Consider the following 21,560-nt stretch of genomic DNA (forward strand, 5'->3'; position numbering starts at 1 on the left):
TTTTGATTGAGGATGGGCATGAGACAAAAACAACAAGGCTTCTCGTTAATAGAGCTAGTAATTGTTATCGTTATTTTAGGTTTATTAGCGGCAACTGCTATTCCACGTTTTTTGAACGTAACCGATGATGCAGAAGATGCCACTGTTGATGGCGTTGCTGGTGGTTTAGCTACCGCAGTCAGTTTTGTGCGTTCACAATGGGAAGTTGATGGTCGTCGTAATGACGTGGTGGTGATGGATGGCCATAAGGTGGCACTTGATCCGCGTTTTGGTTACCCAACTGGTTTGACTAATACCGATGCAACTCAGATGACAGCGGCTAGTTGTCAGCAAGTATTCAATGACGTATTACAAAATGCGCCGCGCAATGTGTTATTGAGTCAAGATGCACGTCGTTCACGTTATTTAGTGAGTGTGGAGGAGAATAATGTGCCTTCATCTGTGGATTTAAATGGTAATCAAGTTGCCGATTTAGACACCTGTGTTTATTACTTAACCAATACTGTTAAGACTAATCCAGACAACGGTATTGCAGTTGCTGGTATCACCACTTCTAGCCCTGGAGTGAAAGGCGTGACTTATGTACCGGGAACCGGACAGATCAGTAGTTTCGTTAATTAATTCACGGTAATGGTTAAAGATTAAACAATCTTAATAAACCAAAAACAAAAGAAAACTATGATAGAGTGCCTGAAAAATAGGCGCTCTATTTTGTTTTAATGGGGACGCTATATTAGTAATGTCTCCATTAATACTAATCGCAGTGCTATTTACTGTGAATTAGTCGATAGCTTATGGAAGAGCTCAACTGTAATCATAAATAGATAAACTGTTTAGGTATTCACTCTACAATACTTAAATATCTTATTTATTTGAAGTATGACGACGGTTAGCTTGTGGTATTCCCCCCTCAAGACTCCTCAGTTCGTCATTAATTAACCTATTTTGTCGTAAGGTCATTATTAATGAAAAAACAACAAGGTTTTACCCTAATTGAATTAGTGGTAGTGATCATTATTTTGGGTATTTTAGCTGTGGTAGCTGCGCCTAAATTTATCAATCTGCAAGGCGATGCTCGTGCTTCAACCTTAAAAGGGATGCAAGCAGCACTTCAAGGTGCAAATACCTTAGTTCATTCAAAGTCTCTAATTGCTGGCACAGAGAAATTAAGTTCTGCAGTGACGAAGCCTGCAACAGCTCCTACAGCTGACGGAGTTGCAATTAATTATGGTTATGTAGATGCTACTCCTGAGGCAATTAAAGCTGCTTTAGGGGCAGACTTTACCGCTAATGGTGATTGGGTTGTTGGTAACAAAATTGTAGCAACTAGTGATAAAGGTGCATCAATAGATATCGCACAAAAAGATGCTCCTGGCTCAACAAAATTATCTAGTTCAACTTGTAAGCTTACTTACACTGCACCATTGAAAGCAGGTGATCAACCTGATTATGTTATTACAGCGACTAAGTGTTAATTAGGAATCAAATCATGAAAAAGCAACAAGGTTTTACCCTAATTGAGTTAGTGGTAGTGATCATTATTTTAGGCATTTTAGCGGTTGTAGCTGCGCCTAAATTTATCAACCTGCAAGGTGATGCACGTGCTTCAACCTTAAAAGGGATGGAAGCTGCGATTCAAGGTGCGAATACTTTAGTTTATTCAAAAGCTTCTTTAGCTGGTGACGAGAAAGCTGCTAAAGATAAAAAAGTAACTGTTGCTAATAAAGACGTTAATTTAGCTTATGGCTACATTAAAGCCGATGCAGCCGATATTCAAAACGCAGTTGATGCCAATGCAGCAGATTGGACTATTACAGGTACTGGCCCTGTTGTAATAACGCAAGTTGGTGCTCCTGCTGCAACTGGTGATGGTGACACATTAAAAGCATGTCAATTGACTTATACAGCACCAACAGCTCCAGGTAACCAACCAACTTATACTATTGTAGATAATGGCTGCTAATTAGGAATTTACTCATGAAAAAACAACAAGGTTTTACCCTAATTGAATTAGTGGTAGTGATTATTATTTTAGGTATTTTAGCTGTAGTGGCTGCGCCTAAATTTATCAACCTACAAGGTGATGCGCGTGTATCAACCCTAAAAGGCATGCAAGCTGCAATTCAAAGCGCGAATACATTAGTTTATTCAAAAGCTTCTCTGCAAGGCCTTGAAGATAAAGCAGGTCAAACAGTTAAGTTATCTAATACCTCTGGTGACACTGTAACTACCGATTTTGGTAGCATAGTGGCTACAAAAGCTGCTTTATCTAAAGGCTTAGATGTTAAATTTACTGAAGGAACTTCACCATCAGCAGCCGAAGATGGTTGGATTATTAACGTTCCTAAAGATAGTAATACTGCGACAATATGGCAAGCTGGTGCTCCTGATAAGTGTACTTTAACTTATACTCCTGCAACTAAGGCTGATGATACAGTGACAGCTCCAACATTTACTATTGCTTCTGCGTCTGATTGTTAATCTAACAATCTAGTTATTTAGCAAATATTAAAAACCAGTGGTTACCCACTGGTTTTTTTATATCTGTCATCTAATTAATCTCAGCATATTTATATTCTTGTTCATACCACTAAATAATTAAAACACTTTCGATACAAACTGTTACCAGTAATTCTTTGGGCTGATAAAGTGCTGAATAGTATCATGCTAAAGATGTAATAAATGGTTAGCTATTTAAGCAAAAGTTATTTTGTAAGTGGTATTTAGTTAAGGACTGATGGATGAACAAACAACAAGGTTTTACCCTAATTGAATTGGTGGTGGTGATTATTATTTTAGGTATTTTAGCGGTAGTGGCTGCGCCTAAATTTATTAATTTACAAACTGATGCGCGCGCATCAACCTTAAAAGGGATGCAAGCCGCACTACAAGGGGCGAATAGCTTGTATATTCGAAGTCATTGATTGCTGGTACACAAAATGATGATGTGAATGCTAATAAAACAGTTATGGTAGGCACTGCTCCTGTAAAAACAAATTTTGGTTATATTAATACCGCTGCCGATGATGTAATTGCTGCACTAGATGCTGATTTTACGGATAAAGGTGACTGGGATATTACGAGTGACAATACGATAGTAACTATTACACAAAAAGGTGCACCAGCTATTGATGGTGACAAAGCCTGTAATCTGACCTATAAGCTAAATACTGATAATCAACCTGTTTATACCATTAAGAATAATGGTTGTTAATCTATATTGAATCCCTAAAAGCCCGCTAATCGCGGGCTTTTTTGTCTCCAGATTTTATGTCTCGTGCCCATTTTTCTGCTGTTTTAACAGATCTTTGCTAGAAATTAGCAATCAGCAATATCTTAACTAAACTTAACATTCGTAGTGCATAAGGCTGACGTGTTACATCGTGTTGATAGCCAATATGATTAGATGGAGACAAGATAATGAACAATAAGCAACAAGGTTTTACCTTAATCGAATTGGTAGTAGTGATTATTATTTTAGGTATTTTAGCGGTAATTGCGGTGCCTAAATTTATTAATATTCAAAATGACGCCAGAATATCAACCTTGAAAGGGATGAAAGCCGCGATTCAAGGGGCTAATAGTTTGATTTACTCTAAAGCTTCTCTGCAAGGTGAAGAGGAGTTAGCCACGGCGACAGTAAATCTTGATGGTAAGAGTACGCCAACTAAAACAGTGGCGGTGGCTTATGGTTATATGCAGGCAACGGAAGCATCGTTAGAAGCAGGCGTCGATGTTAAATTTAATATTGCGACTAGCGCGACAGATAATACCGTCGCAACTAACAATGGTGGTGAGTGGATTTTATTTGTGAGTGATGGTGTTGCAACAATTTGGCAGCAAGATGCGCCAGCAACTTGTCGTTTTACCTATACCCAAGCCAGTAGTTCAGGTAACTCCCCCACCTTTAGTGCTATGCCAACAGAGTCATCTTGCTAGTGTGCGTAAAACTTTAGTTGCACAATAAAACATTTGTAATCAATATGTTGAAAAACTCTAACGTGGACGTTAGTATTTATACTCGGTAGCGCTGGTTGTGTTTGTATCATTGTATATTGATACAAAGAAATTGCTTAATAGACCGCGCTGCCGAGTAACAAGCTTGTTAGGTGAGCAAAGTAAATCACCGTGATATGGATATAATTTTGTTATAAGGACATAACAGTATGAATAAAAGCCGAGGCTTTACGCTAATCGAGTTAGTAGTAGTGATTATTATTTTAGGTGTATTAGCGGTAGTGGCTGCGCCTAAATTCATTAATTTACAAGGTGATGCCCGTGCTGCGACCCTAAAGGGATTACAAGCAGCAATTCAAGGTGCTAATAGCCTAGTGTATTCCAAATCTGCATTAAAAGGGGTGAGTAACTCTGCCACAGCAAGCTTAGCGCTTGATAGTACAACTAATGTGCCTGTTGTATATGGTTATGTTGCTTCTACGGCGGCTGCACTAGGACTTGTGCTTGATGCTAATGTTGCTAGCTCTACTGATACAGCGGAACAACAAGCTGCAGCTGATTGGGTGATTACCAATGACACGGGGTTTGTCACTATTCGTCAAAATGGTGCACCAACAACAGATTGTAATTTGACTTATACTCAAGCTAACGCAAATGCTTTACCGAGTTATTTAATTACTGCTACAGGTTGTTAGTTGTAATAAGCTGTTTATTAGGGGCGATATGCCCCTAATAGTATTTAGATGCCTAGTAATACCTTATCTGCTTTATAAAATATCAACTTCATGATTTAATTAGCTCATTATTTTGACTCTATATTTAATGGTATTGCCATTAATTGTGTAACTAGGAAGCAAATCAATGAGACTACGCCACTCAGGCTTTACCTTAGTCGAACTGGTTACCACGATAATACTTATTAGTGTGCTATCGGTTGTGGTGCTGCCAAAGTTACTTTCCTCATCCAGTTTTAGTGCTTTTACCTTGCGAGATGAAATGATCAGTGAACTTCGCCGAGTACAAATGATGGCGATGAATAATATTGATCGATATTTTGAACTGAAGGTAACCACTAAAGAATACCAACTGTTTGTGTATCAACGTGACAGTGATGGCAGTAAAGGTACATGGATACGAACAGAAGCACCGCAAATGTTACCTTCAAATACTCAACTGTTACTAAAACAAAATACTAAAAATCAATTTATGGTGAGTTTTAATACATTGGGTTTACCTGTGATCTCTGCAGATGGGCATAGTGTGATTTGCAATGGAGCCTGTTTGGTTGCTGTTGCTGATGATAGCCAAGATATTAATATTTCTTCGCAGGGGTATATTTATGCAAACCGCTAAATATAAGGCTGCAATAGCGGGTTTTACCCTAATAGAGCTAGTCGTTGGCATGCTAGTGATGAGTATTGCACTCGTCATGCTTGCGACTATGTTATTTCCGCAAGCGGATCGCAGTGTGCAGACGTTGCAGCGGGTGCAGTCTGCGGAATTAGGACAATCGATCTTAAACGAGATCTGGGGTAAGCGTTATGATCAAAATACCAATCCCAATGGCGGGATCCCACCTTGTTATCCAAAAAATATGGCAATCCCTGCAGATTCAACTGCCAAGCATTGTTCAATAACGTTAGGCCCTGATACTGGTGAGAGCCGAAATCAATTTAATGATATTGATGATTACAATGGCTTAAATATTGACAGTAAAATGCTTAATTCAGATAAAACGTATGCCAGTATGTACCCCGAATTTGGGCTTAAAGTGAGTGTTAGTTATGTTGTCCCAAATACTCAAGCACAAAAATTGATCCAAGTGATTGTGACTACACCAGCAGGTGAAGCGATAGAATACGATGCGGTGCGGAGTAATTTTTGATGCGACAGTTAGCTAATAAATCCCGCGGTTTTACCCTTGTTGAAATGGTCACTGTGATCATTATTTTAGGGATCCTCGCGATTGGCGTATCGAGTTTCATTATCTTTGGTACCAAGATTTTCATTAACTCGACCTCTGTCAGTCAGGTATTGAGTCAAAGCCGTTTTGTGATGGAGCGGATGACACGTGAATTACGCAATGCCGTACCTAATAGCTTGCGGGTAAATGATGGTGATAATAAGACATGGCAATGTTTAGAATTTACTCCGATTATTTCAAGTTCAACTTATCTGAGTATGCCGATTAATCCATTGCCTGCAAGTTCACAAGGGACGCTTGTACCAAGTGCTGGAGTGAAACCCGGTAATAACTTACTGATTTACCCATTATCTCCAGTTGATGTTTATGGTGATGATCAGCAGCGCTTTCCAATTGAACATGTTAACACGGGTACCGTGACTTTTTCTGAACCTATTCAATTTAAACAGTCATCACCGCGACTGCGTTATTTTACGACTCAAAATCCAATCAGCTACTGTTTTTTTGCTGATGGCGATATTAAGCGTTACAGCGATTATGGGATACATGCTAATCAACCAACACCGGCGCAAATGGATCTTGGTGTGATAAATGGCCGTGGGGTGTTAATGGGGCAAGGGTTGTCTATGTTAGTCAATGGACAGTCGGTATTACCTATTTCAATAAAACCCGCCACATTACAAAATAATGCCATGGTGATTTTAACGCCGACGTTTAAAGTGAATGGTGAAACCTTTAAGTACCAACAGCAAGTGCAGGTGATCAATGTTCCGTAATCATTCGCCGCAAAAACAGCAAGGCAGTGCCTTGGTGATGGCTATTTTCATTATTACCGTGGTATTTATTTTGGCGACAGCATTAATTAATATCGTTAAAGATGACGATGACCAATTTACTCTTGAAGTGATGGGAACTCGGGCATTGGCTGCGGCAAATAGTGGCGCCGATTATGGCTTGTCGCAGTTATTTCCAATTGGTGCTGGTATCGGTCAATGTTCAACTGTAAATAATGCCGTAAACTTGCCCAATGAGGTGGGTTTTAAACATTGTCAGGTGAATTATACTTGTACTGCTCATGATATCGGCCATGGCATGACCCAATATAGTATTGAGAGCCTTGGCGTGTGTGAGATAGGTCAATGTGACCGTAACGATACAACATGTTTTAGAGTCAGCCGTAAAGTGTTAGTCGAGGCGCGCGGCATGAATTAATATAGGCTTGCTCATGGATTGAGCAAGTTCTAAGGTTGGATTCGCAACCGAATACAAGGAGTGTAATCATGTTGGTTACAAGATGTGCCAGAATATTATGTTTAGTTTTTGGTATTTTAAGTTTAAGTGCATTTGCTTTTGAAACTATTGATCCGACTACTTATTTTCCCAAGGTCATTCAAGGACATCATCAAGATAGCCCGCTTAGTTGTAATAATATCAATCTAACTCAATTCAAACAGGCTGCTAGTGCTCAAGTCTCTGGCACAAATGGTGAGTCTGTTAATTTCTGTTCAATTGAAACAACCGCTAGCCAAGGATGTGATGTTGCTAGTGGGAGTTGGCATTATTGCCGTGTGACTGGCAGCAGTATTCGCGGTTTAAGTGTGACTGGCAGTAATGCTTTTCGTACCAGTAATGACAATAGCTTTGGTATCGCATCGTGTAACAAAGGCCAAGTGTTATCTCGTCAGGCTAGCACATCTGCAGGTATAACTCATTCAGGCAATATTACCTTAGATAAGCAATGCGCATTAACTTTTGATCGCGGGAGTGAACACCGTGCAGGCGAAGTCATATTACAAAATGGGGCAGAGCTGGTACTCAGTGCAGGGGATTATTGGTTTGAAAGTTTAACGGTAACCAATAAGGCTCGTATTGTCACGTTAGGCAATGTTCGCATTTTTGTTGCTGATATTACTCGGATACATGATGGTATGATCCAATCAGCTAGCTCACAGCCACCATTATTGTTTGGTTATCGAAATATCAGTCTGGCAAATAATGGGTTGGTTGATGGGCTTATTTATGGGGTGCAAAAGGTCACAATTGCCTCTGGTGCGAGTGTTAACGGTAAAGTCACTGCTCGTTTTCTTGATATGCAAGATGATAGTCATATCAATGCTGCAAGTTCGTCTAATCAAATGGTTACCACCCAGCTACAGTTCGGTAAGGCGAAAGCACTGCTGAGTAATCCATATTCCAGCGTGCATCGGGTGATATTTGATGTCCCTTATCCGTCCGGCACTCAACCTGCGGTATTTATTATGCCTACCATTGCAACGGCTAATGCTAACCAAGATGGCCCGGCTAATATTGTGATAAGCAACGTTGATCATCAAGGTTTTAGTTGGCATCAACAAAAAGCCCCCGAAGATGTATATCAAATGGCATCAGCTCGCATGCCTGAAATCCATTGGATTACGATTAATGAAGGAAAGCATACGCTGTCTGACGGACGTCAACTAACGGTTGGTTTTACCTATTTAAATGACAGCTATGGTATTGGTGTATTGCAAGATCAACCTCCTCGATTTGTCGAAGTTGATAGTCCAGTCGATCAAACGGCTATTTTCCATCAAAAGCAGTGGAGTAATAATTCTTGTTGGCTAACAACCGGGGCAATACGCAATACTAATACCATTGGTTTAACTCTGATGTCATCACAAGTTCGGCGCACTGATGCTGGAGTGAGATATTGTATGCCAGGTAACTTAAACGCTGAACAAATCGCCTATGAAAAAGTAGCCTATATGACGGTGACTCCAGGCAAAGGTACGCTTGAGCTGGCGAGTAAACAGTATCGTTATGAAGTAGGCATTAATCAGACTAATCCAGCACCTATTGTTGGTTCTAGTTTACAGCAGCAATGTGATAATCCATCGACATGGCAGTCATCATTTACGGGAGTGCCTACACTCGTTGCATCACTTAACTCTGTGCTTGGTGGCGAGGGCTGGTTGCGTCGTTGTCAATTAACGCAAACGCAATTGAGCATGGTGATAGATGAAGATCAATATTTTGATGAAGAGCGCAATCATCGTTCTGAGTCTTATGCTTATATTGCCTTTGATGAGGTTGTTAATGATGCATTTATCGATCATTTTGAGTTGGAATATGCTGATGGTAATCCACTGACTTGTCAGCCACTAGAAGTCATCGTTAAGGCCTGTGCTAATGCTGACTGTAGCGTGCTAGCAGGCCAGCAAACACAAGCTTCATTATTGCCATATAACGTGAGCAATGGTCATTGGAGTGGAGCCGATGTGACCGGCTCTGATACGATTTCATTTAATGGTGGCATGAGTAAAGTCTATTTACATCATTATGAGGCGAGCCAAGTTGATTTAGGTATCGCTCCTTTTTTGCGAATATGGGTTGGACCTACATTATGTAAAAAAGGCGCAAATCCTAAATCCAGCGATTGCAGTATCACCTTTGCCGACTCTGGATTTATATTTGATATCGCCGATGGTACAGCAAACTTGCCCCAACAAAATATCAGTTTAATGGCCGTTGCGGCCGATAATCGAACTGGTACTGTGCAATGTGCACCTATGTTTGCCAATGAAACCAAAGTGATCAATTTTTGGAGTGACTATATTACTCCTAATGCTAATGAAATTGAGGCTTCAAGCCAAGTAGAACTCAGTAGTGATGGTAGTACAATGGTTGCTATAGGCCAGCATAGCGGTCTTAAAACAGCGTTGCCTGTGACCTTTGATATTACGGGTAAAGCGAATTTGTCAGTCAATTATGCTGAAGCGGGTCAAATGGCATTGTATGCGGAGCTAGTTGGTGAGCAGGGAACCACCGAGGCAGGACTTGATATCAGTGGGGTTGATCAGTTTATTAATAAACCAGCCGCTATTTGTGTTTCTTCCGCCAATACTTGTTTAAGCGCAGATATAAATTGCCCTGTGTATATGAAAGCGGGAGAGCCATTTGATCTCACCATTAAGGCTGTCGCATGGCAGCAAAGTGGTGAGAGCGGTCGAGCCTTTTGTAATAATACCAGTTTACGTAATTTTGCCATGCCAGCATTAACGTTATCACATCAATTAGTGGCTCCTTTAGCGGGTCATCAAGGTGAACTCGGTATCTCTACTATCGCGATTAATCCCCACAGCACTGGAATGCATTCGATTCAGCAAACGATTTCAGAAGTTGGCGTATTTAAGTTTGATGTTGATTTAAATGAAACAAACTCTCACTATTTTGGCTATCGAGATATTCCTACCGTGGCGAGTGAGAGTGTCGGACGATTTACACCATACTATCTATCCGCAACCGCCTCTGAAGCTAAGATAAGTCCTGCATGTGAGCAGTTTAGTTACTTGGATCAACCTTTTGGATATGACACCAATAAAGTGCCTAAATTAACCTTGTTAGGGCTGAATCAGCAGGGTAAAGAGACTTTAAATTATCGTGTAGATGATTGGTGGCGAGTTAATCAAAATTGGCTTAATCGAGTCTATCAAGCAACCGTCGCCCATGATATTCAAATCAGTCAAATCGGTCGGGTTGAGCCCACGGTTCCAGAGCTTAGTTTGCTGGATGAGCAAATTTTTTATACCAAAACGAATGAGTTAACGGCGCCGTTTACTGCTCAATTTGATCTAACGTTATCAGTATCTGATCTAACTGATCAGGATGGGATCTGTGTTCAAAATGACGCATCTGGTACCTGTTTAACTCATACTTGGCATGATATTGGCCTTGGGCAAAATATTGATATGCGACATGGTAGAGCTCGTTTAAAAAATGCCTATGCACCGTCTACTGAAGCATTAAGAATGCCGTTATTAGTTGAATATGTCGATCATGTAGGTCAATGGCAAATCAACCAAGATGATAATTGTAGTGTGTTTAACGCGAATGCGTTGATGCGCAATGGTGATATTGGCGTTACTTTAGTCTTGCCTTACTCATTATCTGAAATCAATACCTTTGCTGACAGTGCGCGCAGTGATCATAGTGGGCTGATATCACAAGGCACGAGTGCGCTCTATTTTGAGCAAGCGGTATCAGATCCCACCATATTAATCGATGATGAGATTAAAGTGCAGTTAACGGTTGCGCCATGGTTACAATGGTATTGGTTAGGAATGAGCGATAAACAACACCCATCGCAAGTGCTTTTTTGGGCAGTTATCGAGGGCGAGATCGAGTGATCTATCAGCGCCATTATTAAGTATTGCTGCAAATCTAAAGGCTTGCTTAAGTAGTCATGACTTTATTGTGATCAACTTCTTGTAATGTAATGTAAATTAGGAATGTTTGTTAATAACTATTCATAATCGCCTTATTGGTTTGTATTTGGGCTAGTGTATAGATTTAAGAGATGATTAATTTACGTTTTTTGCTTTCTTTTTGGTGTTGCTTGCTTATTGTTAGTCCAAGTACTGCTATTGCCAATTATGCATCAAAAATATTTGATGCTAAGTCACTCTCTGCATGCCCAACAGATAAAAAATTACCTCAGTGTAAAGATATTTTTCAGGTGCCAGTTAAAGATAAATTGAATTTTACATTAACCCCACCGAAGGTGAATGTATCAACTGTTAATCTTCATTGTAATCATGCTTCAAAAGGGCAATGTGAGGCTTTGAGCGCTGGTGATCACTATTTTTTAAATGGAAATTTGAGTGGTGATATCAAATTTGCACGAGGAGTGCGTTTATTTTTTAGAAATGTGCTTACGCTCAGTGATGTTATGGTCAATGAGAAGCATGCACCAGGCGATTTAGTCGTTTATGTTGGTAACAGAATCATCGTGCCAAGATCCTCTGAAGTGACCGGTTTTATATATGTTTTAGGGTCGATGACAGCAAGAACTTTAAAAAAATTAGAGGTTGTTGGCGGCATTGCTTTTGGTAGTGCGTTAAGTAAAGAGGCTCAGCGCATATTAGCTGATAACATTGAGCCTGAACAGCGCTGGAAACTTAATGAACTCATTGATAAAACAGATTTTAGCTGTATGTGTCAAAACTCATTTACCCCCGAATCAGAATCAAGTTGTGTTGATATCTTTGATGAACCGCCATTAGGCGGGCAAGATTTTATACCGCCAAAATTTCCGACCGCTAATGATGAGACGGTTTGGTGTGAGCAAGGTAGAGATAATTGTTCCCTTACCAATACTAAGCCACTTTTTAATCATCAATTTATTCAAGGTGATAATTATTATCATAGTGGTTTTTTAATGGAAATTTCAGACAGATTAAATTTAAATCTATTTGAGAAAAACGGCACAGTACGTTTGTATTTTAATCATTTAACCTTAAATAATGCAGAGTTTGGTAGTGATATTGAAAACTTAATTATTTATGTGAAAGATACTTTGACCTTAATTGGCCGCAATGAGATGGAAGGCATTTTATTTATTGCTGGAGAGGTTGATAGTCAATTAAATGCTAATAAATACGGTATGTTAGAAGTTGAAGGTGGGTTTGCTACTGCTGGTGATATTAATGATATAAAAGATACGATTTATTATGAATATGATGTCGATGATGATGAGTATGATGGTTATGAAGAGGATGATTTACATTATGCAGATTTTGAAGGCATACAATGTAATATCGAGCCTCCCCCGGATCCCGATTTACATCATATTAATTTGTCTTATCAAGTCTCAGCCCTCACTTGTGAGCCATTAGTGGTGGAAGTTAGTGCATGCGGAGATGCAAGTTGTAATCAATTAATTAATAAAGCGAGTGTAAACTTATTTAGAAACCCTGATAGCGGCTATGGTCGTTGGACGCAGCATGGTAATTATTCCCTTACTGGTAATCAATTAACGCTAATCAATGGGTTTGCTAAAGTTAATTTACGACAAAATATTTCCGCACCGCTGAATATTGGTGTGCGCAATGATAAATTTCATTGTAATGGCCAATTGGCTGGGGCGTTGGGCTGTTCGATTGCATTTGAAAATGATCAATTTATTTTTGATATCCCTAATAAAATTGCCGGTAAAGCTGTGGAAGTGCCATTTTATGCTCGTACTAGCGTGTTAAATAACGGCCAGTTAAGTTGCCGTCCAATGTTCCAGAATCAGACCAAAGCCATCAATTTCGAGCTGCAATACTTACAGCCTAGCACCGGCATCAAGTCCGTCACACTCAATGGTGCAACGATTAAACAAACTACGCCGATTAACTTGCAATTTGATCATCAAGGACGGGCTAAGGTTAAGGTTGATTATCTTGATGCTGGACGGCTTGCTGTTAATGCACAATATATTGGACGCATGGATTCAGAAGAAGCTGGTCTTGTGATCAGTGGTCAGGATCAATTTACCAGTAGACCAAATGGTTTTTGTGTTGAAACCATTGAACCATCGGCTTGTGTTGAGGCTGATACTCGCTGCGAAGTATTTAGCAAAGCGGGTGCATATTTTAATTTAGAGATTACGCCAGTGGTGTGGCAACAACCACAGGATGGTGATTTATGTGATAACGCAGTCACAGCCAATTTTGGTTTAGATGAGGTGCCATTAATTCATCAATTAATCTCGCCAGCAACGGGAAAAAAAGGTCAATTAGCAACTTCAAGTTATAGCCATCTTGCTAATCGAATGGGCACTCATAAGGTTGCACAAGCAGTTGATGAAGTCGGTGTTTTTCAATTTGGAGTGGCAGATACAACCTATTTTGATATGACGATACCAGCATCAATGAGTCGTAATGTTGGACGTTTTATTCCAGATCGTTTTAAGCTTGCCAGTAATAAGCCTGTTATCGTACCTAGTTGTAATAGCTTTACCTATTTAGATCAACCATTCACTTTTCAAACTGGTGATAATCCAAGATTAGAATTGATCCCAGTTGCTGCTAATGAGCAAGTCACCCACAACTATTTTATTGAATCGTGGTGGCGTTACGATAAGCAATGGCTAAATCGGCTCTATTCTCATGCCGGACTTGATATGGTATTGACCTCAGTACTCAGTGGTAGTTTGTTGCATACTCCGCCATTTGTCAGTCTACAAAATGAACAATTAAAATATATTCGCCAAGCTCAATTAGTTGCTCCATTCTCTGCAGATTTTTCATTGACGTTAGCGGCTCTTGATTTAACCGATAAGGATGACGTTTGTTATGAAAACGATAAAGGCAATTGTATTGGTTACGTATTTACGGATATTTCAGGTTCGCAACTGCGTTATGGCCGCGCTCGGTTAGATAATAGTTATGGTCGTATTGATGAAGTATTACGCATGCCGTTATATACCGAATATGTTAATCAAAATGGCCAATGGCAACGCAATCGTGAGGATATTTGCAGTCAATATCGAACTGACGAGAAAGGGTTGATCATTGATCTTGCTAGTGCAGGCTTAACTCAGTTAGCAGCTTATAGCGATTATACTTTACAAAATAAAGTGGCAAATGTTGTCGCTGGTAAAGGCTATATATTTTATGAACCGCCTTATCAAGACGCTGATGTACCTGTTGAATTACAGGTACCATCATGGCTAAAACTGTTTAACGGTGATGGTTTAATAAACCCAAATGCGATGGCAAACTTTGGTCATTATCGAGGCCATGATCGCGTGATTTATTATCGTGAAAGTTATGGTGAGTAATGCTTTTTAACTAGATATGGGTTAATTCGTAGTTTAGGCAACTAAATACGGTTAGTGAACCTTTACAGTAACTTCAGGTATAATTAAGTTTATTACAAGTTTGTATGACTATTGCCGAGGTTCGTTTGTCGCAACTATCAGTTAAAATATACTGCTGTTTGGCATTGTTAACTATGTCATTCTTCGCCCGTGCAGTTCCCCAATGTACTGATATCTTTCAGCAACCACCGCAATCTAGTTATGCATTTCCTACGTCCGATCCTATTCCTACTCGTTCACCATCAATTAGTTGTTTTTTACAAGGCTGGAATTCGGTCTGTGTCAATAAAGGCCAAGTGGTTAGCGATGTGTATAGTCCGGGGGATTATTACTATGAAACAGGTAAATTTAGAGGTGGGGATTTTATTCGCACGTCTGGTAAAACCACACGACTACACTTTAATTCACTGACGTTAACTGACGCTAATATTAACCAAGATGGTAATCCTGAAGATCTGATTATTTTTGTTAAAGGCAGCTTATTGATCCATGGTGCAAGCCATATTAATGCCATTATTTATACGGAAAGAAGTGCAGTTCAAATTGCTGCAAGCTGGTGGGATTACCCCTCTTTAACTGGTGGGATTGGTTCGCAATTACCAGTTAATTATGATGATTTGGTTCATGTCTATGATCAAAGTGCGATTGAGCAAGCTGATTTTAATGGTTTTTGTAGTAACGATAATACGCCTAAGCCTGAGCCTACTGGTACATTGCAGATGCAAGTGGGACAGACTAATGTGACTCAAGTGGGACGAACTATGTCAGTAAAGTTCGATAAACCATTTAGTGTTGGCACCACGCCAGTTGTGTTTTTAATGCCAACGATTGATCAGCAATATCCTAATGATGATGGACCTGCGAGTCTCTTTTTAACCCATGTTGATCGTACAGGTTTTAGTTTTGTACAGCGGCAACCGCCAGTAAAAAGTAGTCGACGAGTGTTGCCATCAGAGCCGATGGTTAATGTTAGTTGGTTAGCGGCAAACCAAGGAGAGCATCAGTTACCTAATGGCGGTTTGATGGTTGTTGGAGCGGATTACTGGAATAAAGCCGCTCAAGATAAAAATTATAATGGCTATAAAAAGGTAGATATTGATCAGATACTCGATCAAGTAGAAGATCAAACTGATCAAGATTATGAATTTAGCGCGCCAGTTATATTGCACCAGCTGCAAACCGATAACAAATACAATACCGATCATCGCTGTTGGTTTACTTCTATCGTGAAAGAGATTAATCATCACGGTGAGTTAGATGAATTAGCGATTTCGCTTGATCCATCCGAAGTGAAAACATCAACGCAAAAGTATTGTAAGTTAAATAATAATGCTAATCAGGGCGAACAAATTGGTTATTTAATTGTAAGCTCTGGTCATGGCCAAATGGATCTTAACGGTGACAGTTATCGCTATGATTTTAATGCTGACGGCGCAACACCTACGCCCGTCAATGGGTTGTTGGCTAATTTTGCCAAGCAATGTAATGCGATCACGAGTTTTAGACAGCAGGATTTTACACAAGCTCCTTTTTTAGTGGCAAAGAAAACCACCCGTAATGGTCCGCAAGGGGGCTGGTTACGTCGCTGTAAATTATCTGACCGTTCAGTTAGTGTCGTGATAGATGAAGATCTCTATGGCGGCGATCGAACTCATAAAAATGAAACTTATAGCTATATGGCCATTGAGAAAATTGATCAGGTACTCGATCCGATTGATCATTTTGAATTGGCTTATAATGATTCGCCTCTGACCTGTGGGCCGTTAACAGTTACCGTAAAGGCTTGTACTAATACGACGTGTAGTGAGCAATATAGTGGTACCACGATGGTGTCTCTAAAACCTTATCCGATTGCTAATGGTCAATGGCAACAACATAGTGATGATGACCTGCTAAATGGTCATTTGCTAACAGTAACGGGCGGCAGTGCCAAGGTTGATCTTTACCATTATCAAAGTTTGCCGATCCGTATTAATGCTGCAACGAATAATCCAGACGTATTACATCCAACCTTATGCCAACAAGGCGATGGTCCGATAAATCAGGCCAGCTGTAATATTGTGTTTGAAGATAGTGGGTTTATTTTTGATGTGCCAGATAAAATTGCGGGACAGCCTGCCAAGAATATTCAAGTGCGAGCAGTAAAACCTAGTGGCGAGAATTCTTGTATGCCGCTATTTACCAATCGTAATCAATCTATTAATTTTTCGACAGAGTATTTAAATCCAACTCGTAAAATTGAAAATGTTAGTGTGAATGGTATAGCGATAAAAGCTAATCCCACTCCGGTAGACTTATATTTTAATGCTGACGGTGTGGCACAAATGACCGTTAATTACGCCGATGCTGGTAAGGTGAATTTGACGGCTCAGTATAGTGAACGCGGCAGTTATTATCAGCCTGGATTTGAGATTGTGGGCTCTGATTCTTTTGTAAGCCGTCCACTTGGATTCTGTGTTAAAGCCAGTAATAGTCAAGGTTTAGCCAAAGCTTGCCATAGCCCATACCACACTTGTTCGGTATTTGCTAAAGCGGGCCAATCTTTCAATTTGGCCATTACACCTGTGGCATGGAACGAGTCTCATGATACGAATTTATGCGATAACCCGGTAACCACTAACTTTGAACTAGATGAGATGCCATTATCACATCAATTAGTCGCACCTAGTACTGCAGATGGTGGCACTAATGGTCGTTTAAGTACGGCAAATTACCAGCATCGATTAGGCAATGGTCACAGTGCTACCGTTGTGGTTAAACAGGCTGTCGATGAAGTGGGGGTATTTCAATTTGGTGTCATCCCTCAAGCTAAAGCCTATATGGGAATGACAATTCCTGCATCATATAGTAGTGCGGTGGGGCGGTTTACGCCAAATAGCTTACAAATTGTGGGTAATCAGCCGCAGGTTCAAAATAGCTGTGGCAGTTTCAGTTATTTAGGGCAACCACTACATTTTACCAATGTGGCTAAACCCAATATCGAAGTGCGAGGTTTAGCTGTTGATGGCAATGAAACATTAAATTATCTGTTACCGGACTGGTGGCGTTATCAAGCTCGTTGGTTGGGACGTACATATATTGATCGTTCTGGACGTCAATTACCGCTAAACATTGCTTTAGAAGGGCACTTAAGTCTTAATGCTCCAGATGCGACGTTACTGGATGAAACGATAAAGTATATTCGTACACCTAAGTTAGAAACCCCTTTTAAATCTAATTTTGAGCTGCATCTTTCTGCTACCGATGTTACCGACGCAGATAATATTTGTTATCAAGATAAAAATGGACGTTGTAGTGGTTATAGTTTTACGGATATCAGTGGTAGTGATTTACGTTATGGACGGATGCAACTGCAAAACGTTTATGGCCCGAAGAATGAAGTATTGCGAATGCCTGCAGATACTCAGTTTGTAAATAGTAAAGGCCAGTGGCAATTAAATACGGCCGATAATTGCTCCAGTTATAACACCTCATCACATGCTGCGGGTGCAACAACGGGGTTATATATGCAAGTTCCGATTCATTTTCCACCATTAAAAGCTTATGCTGATGCCAATTTAAGTAGTACCACGGGTCACATTCATTCTGGGATTGGGCATATTTATTACACTCCTCCATTAGCGAATGGCAATGTTGCAGTGGAACTTAATGTGGTGCCTTGGCTCAAATGGTTTTGGCTAGGTAATTCACTGTCAAATCCAAAAGCAGATGCGCATTTTGGTGCTTATCGTGGTGATGATCATATTATCTATTGGAAAGAGCAATTTTAATCGGGTTAATGTGAAAGTATAAATGCAGTGTTTTTTCACTAAGCAGTTTATTTTTAACTACTCTTGCTGTTATTTTAAGCAGAGATAGAAAAATTACCCACTAATGTACGTTGTTAACCTTATCAGTCTTGTGGAAAACAAGCTTGATTGTTAAAGTTAGCTGATTTTTCATTTTTTGATTCCACAGAGACGGGCTGGTTACATGTTCAAAAAGCTGCGTGGCTTATTTTCTAACGATCTATCGATCGATTTAGGTACTGCAAATACCTTAATTTATGTTCGTGATGAGGGTATTGTCCTCAACGAGCCTTCTGTTGTTGCCATTCGTGGCGAACGTAACAGCTCAGGTCAAAAATCTGTGGCTTCTGTGGGTAGTGAAGCTAAGCTAATGCTTGGTCGTACTCCAGGCAATATTCAAGCCATTCGCCCAATGAAAGATGGTGTGATTGCAGATTTTTATGTGACTGAGAAAATGTTACAGCACTTTATTAAACAAGTGCACAACAACAGTTTCTTCCGCCCAAGCCCACGAGTACTGGTATGTGTGCCAGTTGGTGCGACTCAAGTTGAGCGTCGTGCGATTCGTGAGTCTGCAATGGGTGCTGGTGCACGTGAAGTGTATTTAATTGAAGAGCCGATGGCTGCTGCTATTGGTGCAGGTTTACCTGTATCTGAAGCGACAGGCTCTATGGTGGTTGATATCGGTGGTGGTACCACTGAAGTAGCAATCATTTCATTGAACGGCGTTGTTTACTCATCATCAGTACGTATTGGTGGTGATAAGTTCGATGAAGCTATTATCAACTATGTACGTCGTAACTACGGTAGCTTGATTGGTGAAGCGACAGCTGAACGTATTAAGCACTCAATTGGTACTGCATACCCAGGTGATGAAGTGCTTGAAATTGAAGTTCGTGGCCGTAATTTAGCTGAAGGTGTACCAAGAAGTTTCACCTTAAACAGCAACGAAATTCTAGAAGCATTACAAGAGCCGTTATCAGGTATTGTGAGTGCTGTTATGGTTGCTTTAGAGCAATCACCACCAGAGCTTGCATCTGATATTTCAGAGCGTGGCATGGTGTTAACCGGTGGTGGCGCATTATTGCGTGATTTAGACCGTTTATTAATGCAAGAGACTGGTATCCCTGTGATGGTGGCTGAAGAGCCATTAACTTGTGTGGCCCGCGGCGGCGGTAAAGCACTAGAGATGATTGATCTCCATGGCGGAGATTTATTCTCCGAAGATATTTAATTTTGCGATAGGCGGTGAATAGCCGCCTTTTTTTATGAAGCCTATTTTTGTCCGCGGTATCTCAAATCAATTTCGATTAACACTGGCGATTTTTTTGTCGGTGGTGTTGTTATTTGCTAATGATAGATTAACGCCTGTTCGTCAATCTATTGCCTCTTTTTTAAGTCCATTACAGTATTTGGCTAATGTGCCAGGGATGCTGCTTGATTACAGTGCAGAGAATCTTGCGACTCGCAGTATGCTTGAAAAGCAAAATGCAGAGCTGTTACGACAACAATTATTAATGAGTGAACGCTTACAGCGTTTTGACCATATTCGTCAAGAAAACGAACGTCTCCGTAGCTTACTTGGCTCGCCAGTCCATATGGACAATAAAAAAATGGTCGCTGAAGTGATGGAAGTGGCGAGCGATCCTTATCATCAATATGTGGTGCTTAATCACGGTAGTGATAGCGGCGTCTATGTAGGCCAGCCCGTGGTTGATGCTAAAGGGGTTGTTGGTCAAGTTGTTGAAGTTAATAAGTTAACTTCTCGAGTGCTACTGCTATCGGATAGTACCCATGCTATTCCCGTGCGAATTAGCCGTAACGATGTGCGCTTTATTGCGAGCGGTACAGGCATGATTGATGAGCTAGAACTTAAGCATGTCGCTAAAAGTACTGATGTTCGAGTTGGTGATTTATTAGTGACATCAGGTTTAGGTCATCGTTTTCCTGAAGGTTATCCGGTTGCTCGGGTGATGCAAGTCCAAAAAGAAGATGGCCAGAATTATGCGCAAGTGATTGCAAGGCCATTAGCACAGCTAGATCGTATTCGTTATGTATTATTACTATGGCCTGAAACGGCAAAGCCTACGGTTCCTAATGTGTCCCCAGTGACAGAAAAGACGAGTGCGGAGGTTAAATCGTGAGTTTACAAGCTCCTCATGCGCGCTATATGGTATGGATAACACTCTTCTTTGCCACAGTATGTCAAATTATGCCATTGCCTGCAGTAGTAGAGCAGTGGCGTCCTGATTGGCTATTACTGGTGATGATCTATTGGGCGATGGCTCTACCGTACCGTTATAACATTTTAACAGCGTGGTTTATGGGCGTAATGCTCGATATTTTAATGGGCGCTCATTTAGGTATACGCGCATTAGCGATGTCATTAGTGGTTTATGTGGTGGTGTTACATTGCCAAAAGTTACGTACTTTTCCTGTGTGGCAACAAAGCGTCATTATGGCTTGCTTAGTGTGTGTTTATCATTTAGCTATTTTCTGGTTACAGTTTATTGTGGGTGATGTTCACTTCAATATGGATCTGTTTTTACCCGCATTGTCTTGTCTTGTTATTTGGCCTTGGGTATTTTGGTTACTGCGTCGCATTCGACGTTCATATAAGGTGCGATAATGAAATCGTTAGTATTGGCTTCAACTTCTCCACGTCGACGTGAATTATTGGCGCAATTAGGATTATCTCGGACAGATTTTAGTTTTACATTAGTCAGTCCTGATATTGATGAAACGCCGTTTAATGATGAAGTTGCAGATCAATATGTATTACGATTAGCACAAGCTAAAGCTGAGGCTGGCTTGGCTTTATTAACTGAAACTGATACCAATAATTGCGTTGTACTTGGTTCTGATACCATAGTTGTACTGGATGGTCAGCTATTAGGTAAGCCTGCCGATAACGCAGAGGCTCAGCAGATGTTGAGTCAATTGTCTGGTCGAGGCCATCAAGTGATGACAGCGGTTGCCGTGACCGATGGTAAAGTATGTTATACAGCGCTTAGCTGTGCTGATGTGACGTTTTGTGAATTATCTGATGCTGACATAGCTGCTTATATTGCAACAGGTGAACCGATGGATAAAGCCGGATCGTATGGCATTCAAGGGCTTGGTGGATCATTTGTAGAGCGCATAAATGGTAGTTATTCAGGTATTGTGGGTTTACCTCTCGTGGAAACTCGCAACTTGTTAGTGCAAATAGGGGTGTTATAACTTAGCCGCTTTGTTACGACTAACGTTTATGCAAATTTCGATCGTA

19 protein-coding genes are annotated in these 21,560 nt (G+C 40.4%); all 19 read left to right on the forward strand.

Going from position 1 to position 21,560, the window contains the following annotated elements; all coding sequences use genetic code 11:
* Positions 1 to 18: 18 nt before the first annotated feature.
* The 19 genes from JCM15074_RS11425 to JCM15074_RS11515 all read left to right on the forward strand — a co-directional run bounded on the left by JCM15074_RS11425 (position 19) and on the right by JCM15074_RS11515 (position 21,514).
* Positions 19 to 621, forward strand: coding sequence for a pilin (locus JCM15074_RS11425; RefSeq protein WP_025821323.1), 603 nt, complete (start codon positions 19 to 21; stop codon positions 619 to 621).
* Between the two features lie 344 nt (positions 622 to 965).
* Positions 966 to 1,475: a prepilin-type N-terminal cleavage/methylation domain-containing protein gene (locus JCM15074_RS25405; RefSeq protein ID WP_025821324.1), complete on the forward strand. Its 510-nt coding sequence runs from the start codon at positions 966 to 968 to the stop codon at positions 1,473 to 1,475.
* A gap of 14 nt (positions 1,476 to 1,489) precedes the next feature.
* Complete coding sequence (locus JCM15074_RS11435; RefSeq protein ID WP_025821325.1) at positions 1,490 to 1,963, forward strand: prepilin-type N-terminal cleavage/methylation domain-containing protein; 474 nt, start codon at positions 1,490 to 1,492, stop codon at positions 1,961 to 1,963.
* A 14-nt stretch (positions 1,964 to 1,977) separates the two neighbouring features.
* A complete protein-coding gene (locus JCM15074_RS11440; RefSeq protein ID WP_025821326.1) occupies positions 1,978 to 2,481 on the forward strand; it encodes a type II secretion system protein in 504 nt (167 codons plus the stop codon).
* 260 nt (positions 2,482 to 2,741) lie between these two features.
* On the forward strand, positions 2,742 to 2,924 hold the full coding sequence (locus JCM15074_RS24200) for a type II secretion system protein (protein ID WP_025821327.1): 183 nt from the start codon (positions 2,742 to 2,744) through the stop codon (positions 2,922 to 2,924).
* Positions 2,921 to 3,214, forward strand: a complete 294-nt coding sequence (locus JCM15074_RS24580) for a hypothetical protein (protein ID WP_025821328.1) — start codon at positions 2,921 to 2,923, stop codon at positions 3,212 to 3,214. The genes JCM15074_RS24200 and JCM15074_RS24580 overlap by 4 nt, the downstream gene beginning before the upstream one ends.
* A 206-nt stretch (positions 3,215 to 3,420) precedes the next feature.
* On the forward strand, positions 3,421 to 3,939 hold the full coding sequence (locus JCM15074_RS11455; protein ID WP_025821329.1) for a prepilin-type N-terminal cleavage/methylation domain-containing protein: 519 nt from the start codon (positions 3,421 to 3,423) through the stop codon (positions 3,937 to 3,939).
* Positions 3,940 to 4,166: 227 nt separating this feature from the next.
* The gene (locus JCM15074_RS11460) at positions 4,167 to 4,652 is read left to right on the forward strand and encodes a type II secretion system protein (protein ID WP_025821330.1); all 486 of its coding nucleotides are present in this window, start codon (positions 4,167 to 4,169) and stop codon (positions 4,650 to 4,652) included.
* Positions 4,653 to 4,818: 166 nt separating this feature from the next.
* Positions 4,819 to 5,310, forward strand: a complete 492-nt coding sequence (locus JCM15074_RS11465; protein ID WP_025821331.1) for a type II secretion system protein — start codon at positions 4,819 to 4,821, stop codon at positions 5,308 to 5,310.
* On the forward strand, positions 5,297 to 5,842 hold the full coding sequence (locus JCM15074_RS11470; RefSeq protein WP_025821332.1) for a type IV pilus modification PilV family protein: 546 nt from the start codon (positions 5,297 to 5,299) through the stop codon (positions 5,840 to 5,842). Before JCM15074_RS11465 ends, JCM15074_RS11470 begins: the two co-directional genes overlap by 14 nt.
* The gene (locus tag JCM15074_RS11475; protein WP_025821333.1) at positions 5,842 to 6,657 is read left to right on the forward strand and encodes a PilW family protein; all 816 of its coding nucleotides are present in this window, start codon (positions 5,842 to 5,844) and stop codon (positions 6,655 to 6,657) included. Before JCM15074_RS11470 ends, JCM15074_RS11475 begins: the two co-directional genes overlap by 1 nt.
* Positions 6,647 to 7,093 (forward strand): hypothetical protein, encoded by a 447-nt coding sequence (locus JCM15074_RS11480; RefSeq protein ID WP_025821334.1) that lies wholly within the window; start codon positions 6,647 to 6,649, stop codon positions 7,091 to 7,093. Before JCM15074_RS11475 ends, JCM15074_RS11480 begins: the two co-directional genes overlap by 11 nt.
* A 68-nt stretch (positions 7,094 to 7,161) precedes the next feature.
* Positions 7,162 to 11,046, forward strand: a complete 3,885-nt coding sequence (locus JCM15074_RS11485) for a polymer-forming cytoskeletal protein (RefSeq protein ID WP_025821335.1) — start codon at positions 7,162 to 7,164, stop codon at positions 11,044 to 11,046.
* 209 nt (positions 11,047 to 11,255) lie between these two features.
* A complete protein-coding gene (locus JCM15074_RS11490; protein WP_148300784.1) occupies positions 11,256 to 14,465 on the forward strand; it encodes a DUF6701 domain-containing protein in 3,210 nt (1,069 codons plus the stop codon).
* Positions 14,466 to 14,638: 173 nt separating this feature from the next.
* Positions 14,639 to 18,274: a DUF6701 domain-containing protein gene (locus JCM15074_RS11495; RefSeq protein ID WP_025821337.1), complete on the forward strand. Its 3,636-nt coding sequence runs from the start codon at positions 14,639 to 14,641 to the stop codon at positions 18,272 to 18,274.
* 202 nt (positions 18,275 to 18,476) lie between these two features.
* Entirely contained in the window at positions 18,477 to 19,526 is a 1,050-nt protein-coding gene (locus JCM15074_RS11500) for a rod shape-determining protein (RefSeq protein ID WP_025821338.1), read from the forward strand.
* A 34-nt stretch (positions 19,527 to 19,560) separates the two neighbouring features.
* Complete coding sequence (mreC, locus tag JCM15074_RS11505; protein ID WP_025821339.1) at positions 19,561 to 20,436, forward strand: rod shape-determining protein MreC; 876 nt, start codon at positions 19,561 to 19,563, stop codon at positions 20,434 to 20,436.
* Entirely contained in the window at positions 20,433 to 20,921 is a 489-nt protein-coding gene (mreD, locus tag JCM15074_RS11510; protein ID WP_025821340.1) for a rod shape-determining protein MreD, read from the forward strand. The genes mreC and mreD overlap by 4 nt, the downstream gene beginning before the upstream one ends.
* Positions 20,921 to 21,514, forward strand: a complete 594-nt coding sequence (locus tag JCM15074_RS11515; RefSeq protein ID WP_025821341.1) for a Maf family protein — start codon at positions 20,921 to 20,923, stop codon at positions 21,512 to 21,514. Before mreD ends, JCM15074_RS11515 begins: the two co-directional genes overlap by 1 nt.
* Positions 21,515 to 21,560 lie beyond the last annotated feature (46 nt).

The sequence above is a fragment of the Shewanella marina JCM 15074 genome (genome assembly GCF_000614975.1).
Taxonomy (GTDB): domain Bacteria; phylum Pseudomonadota; class Gammaproteobacteria; order Enterobacterales; family Shewanellaceae; genus Shewanella; species Shewanella marina.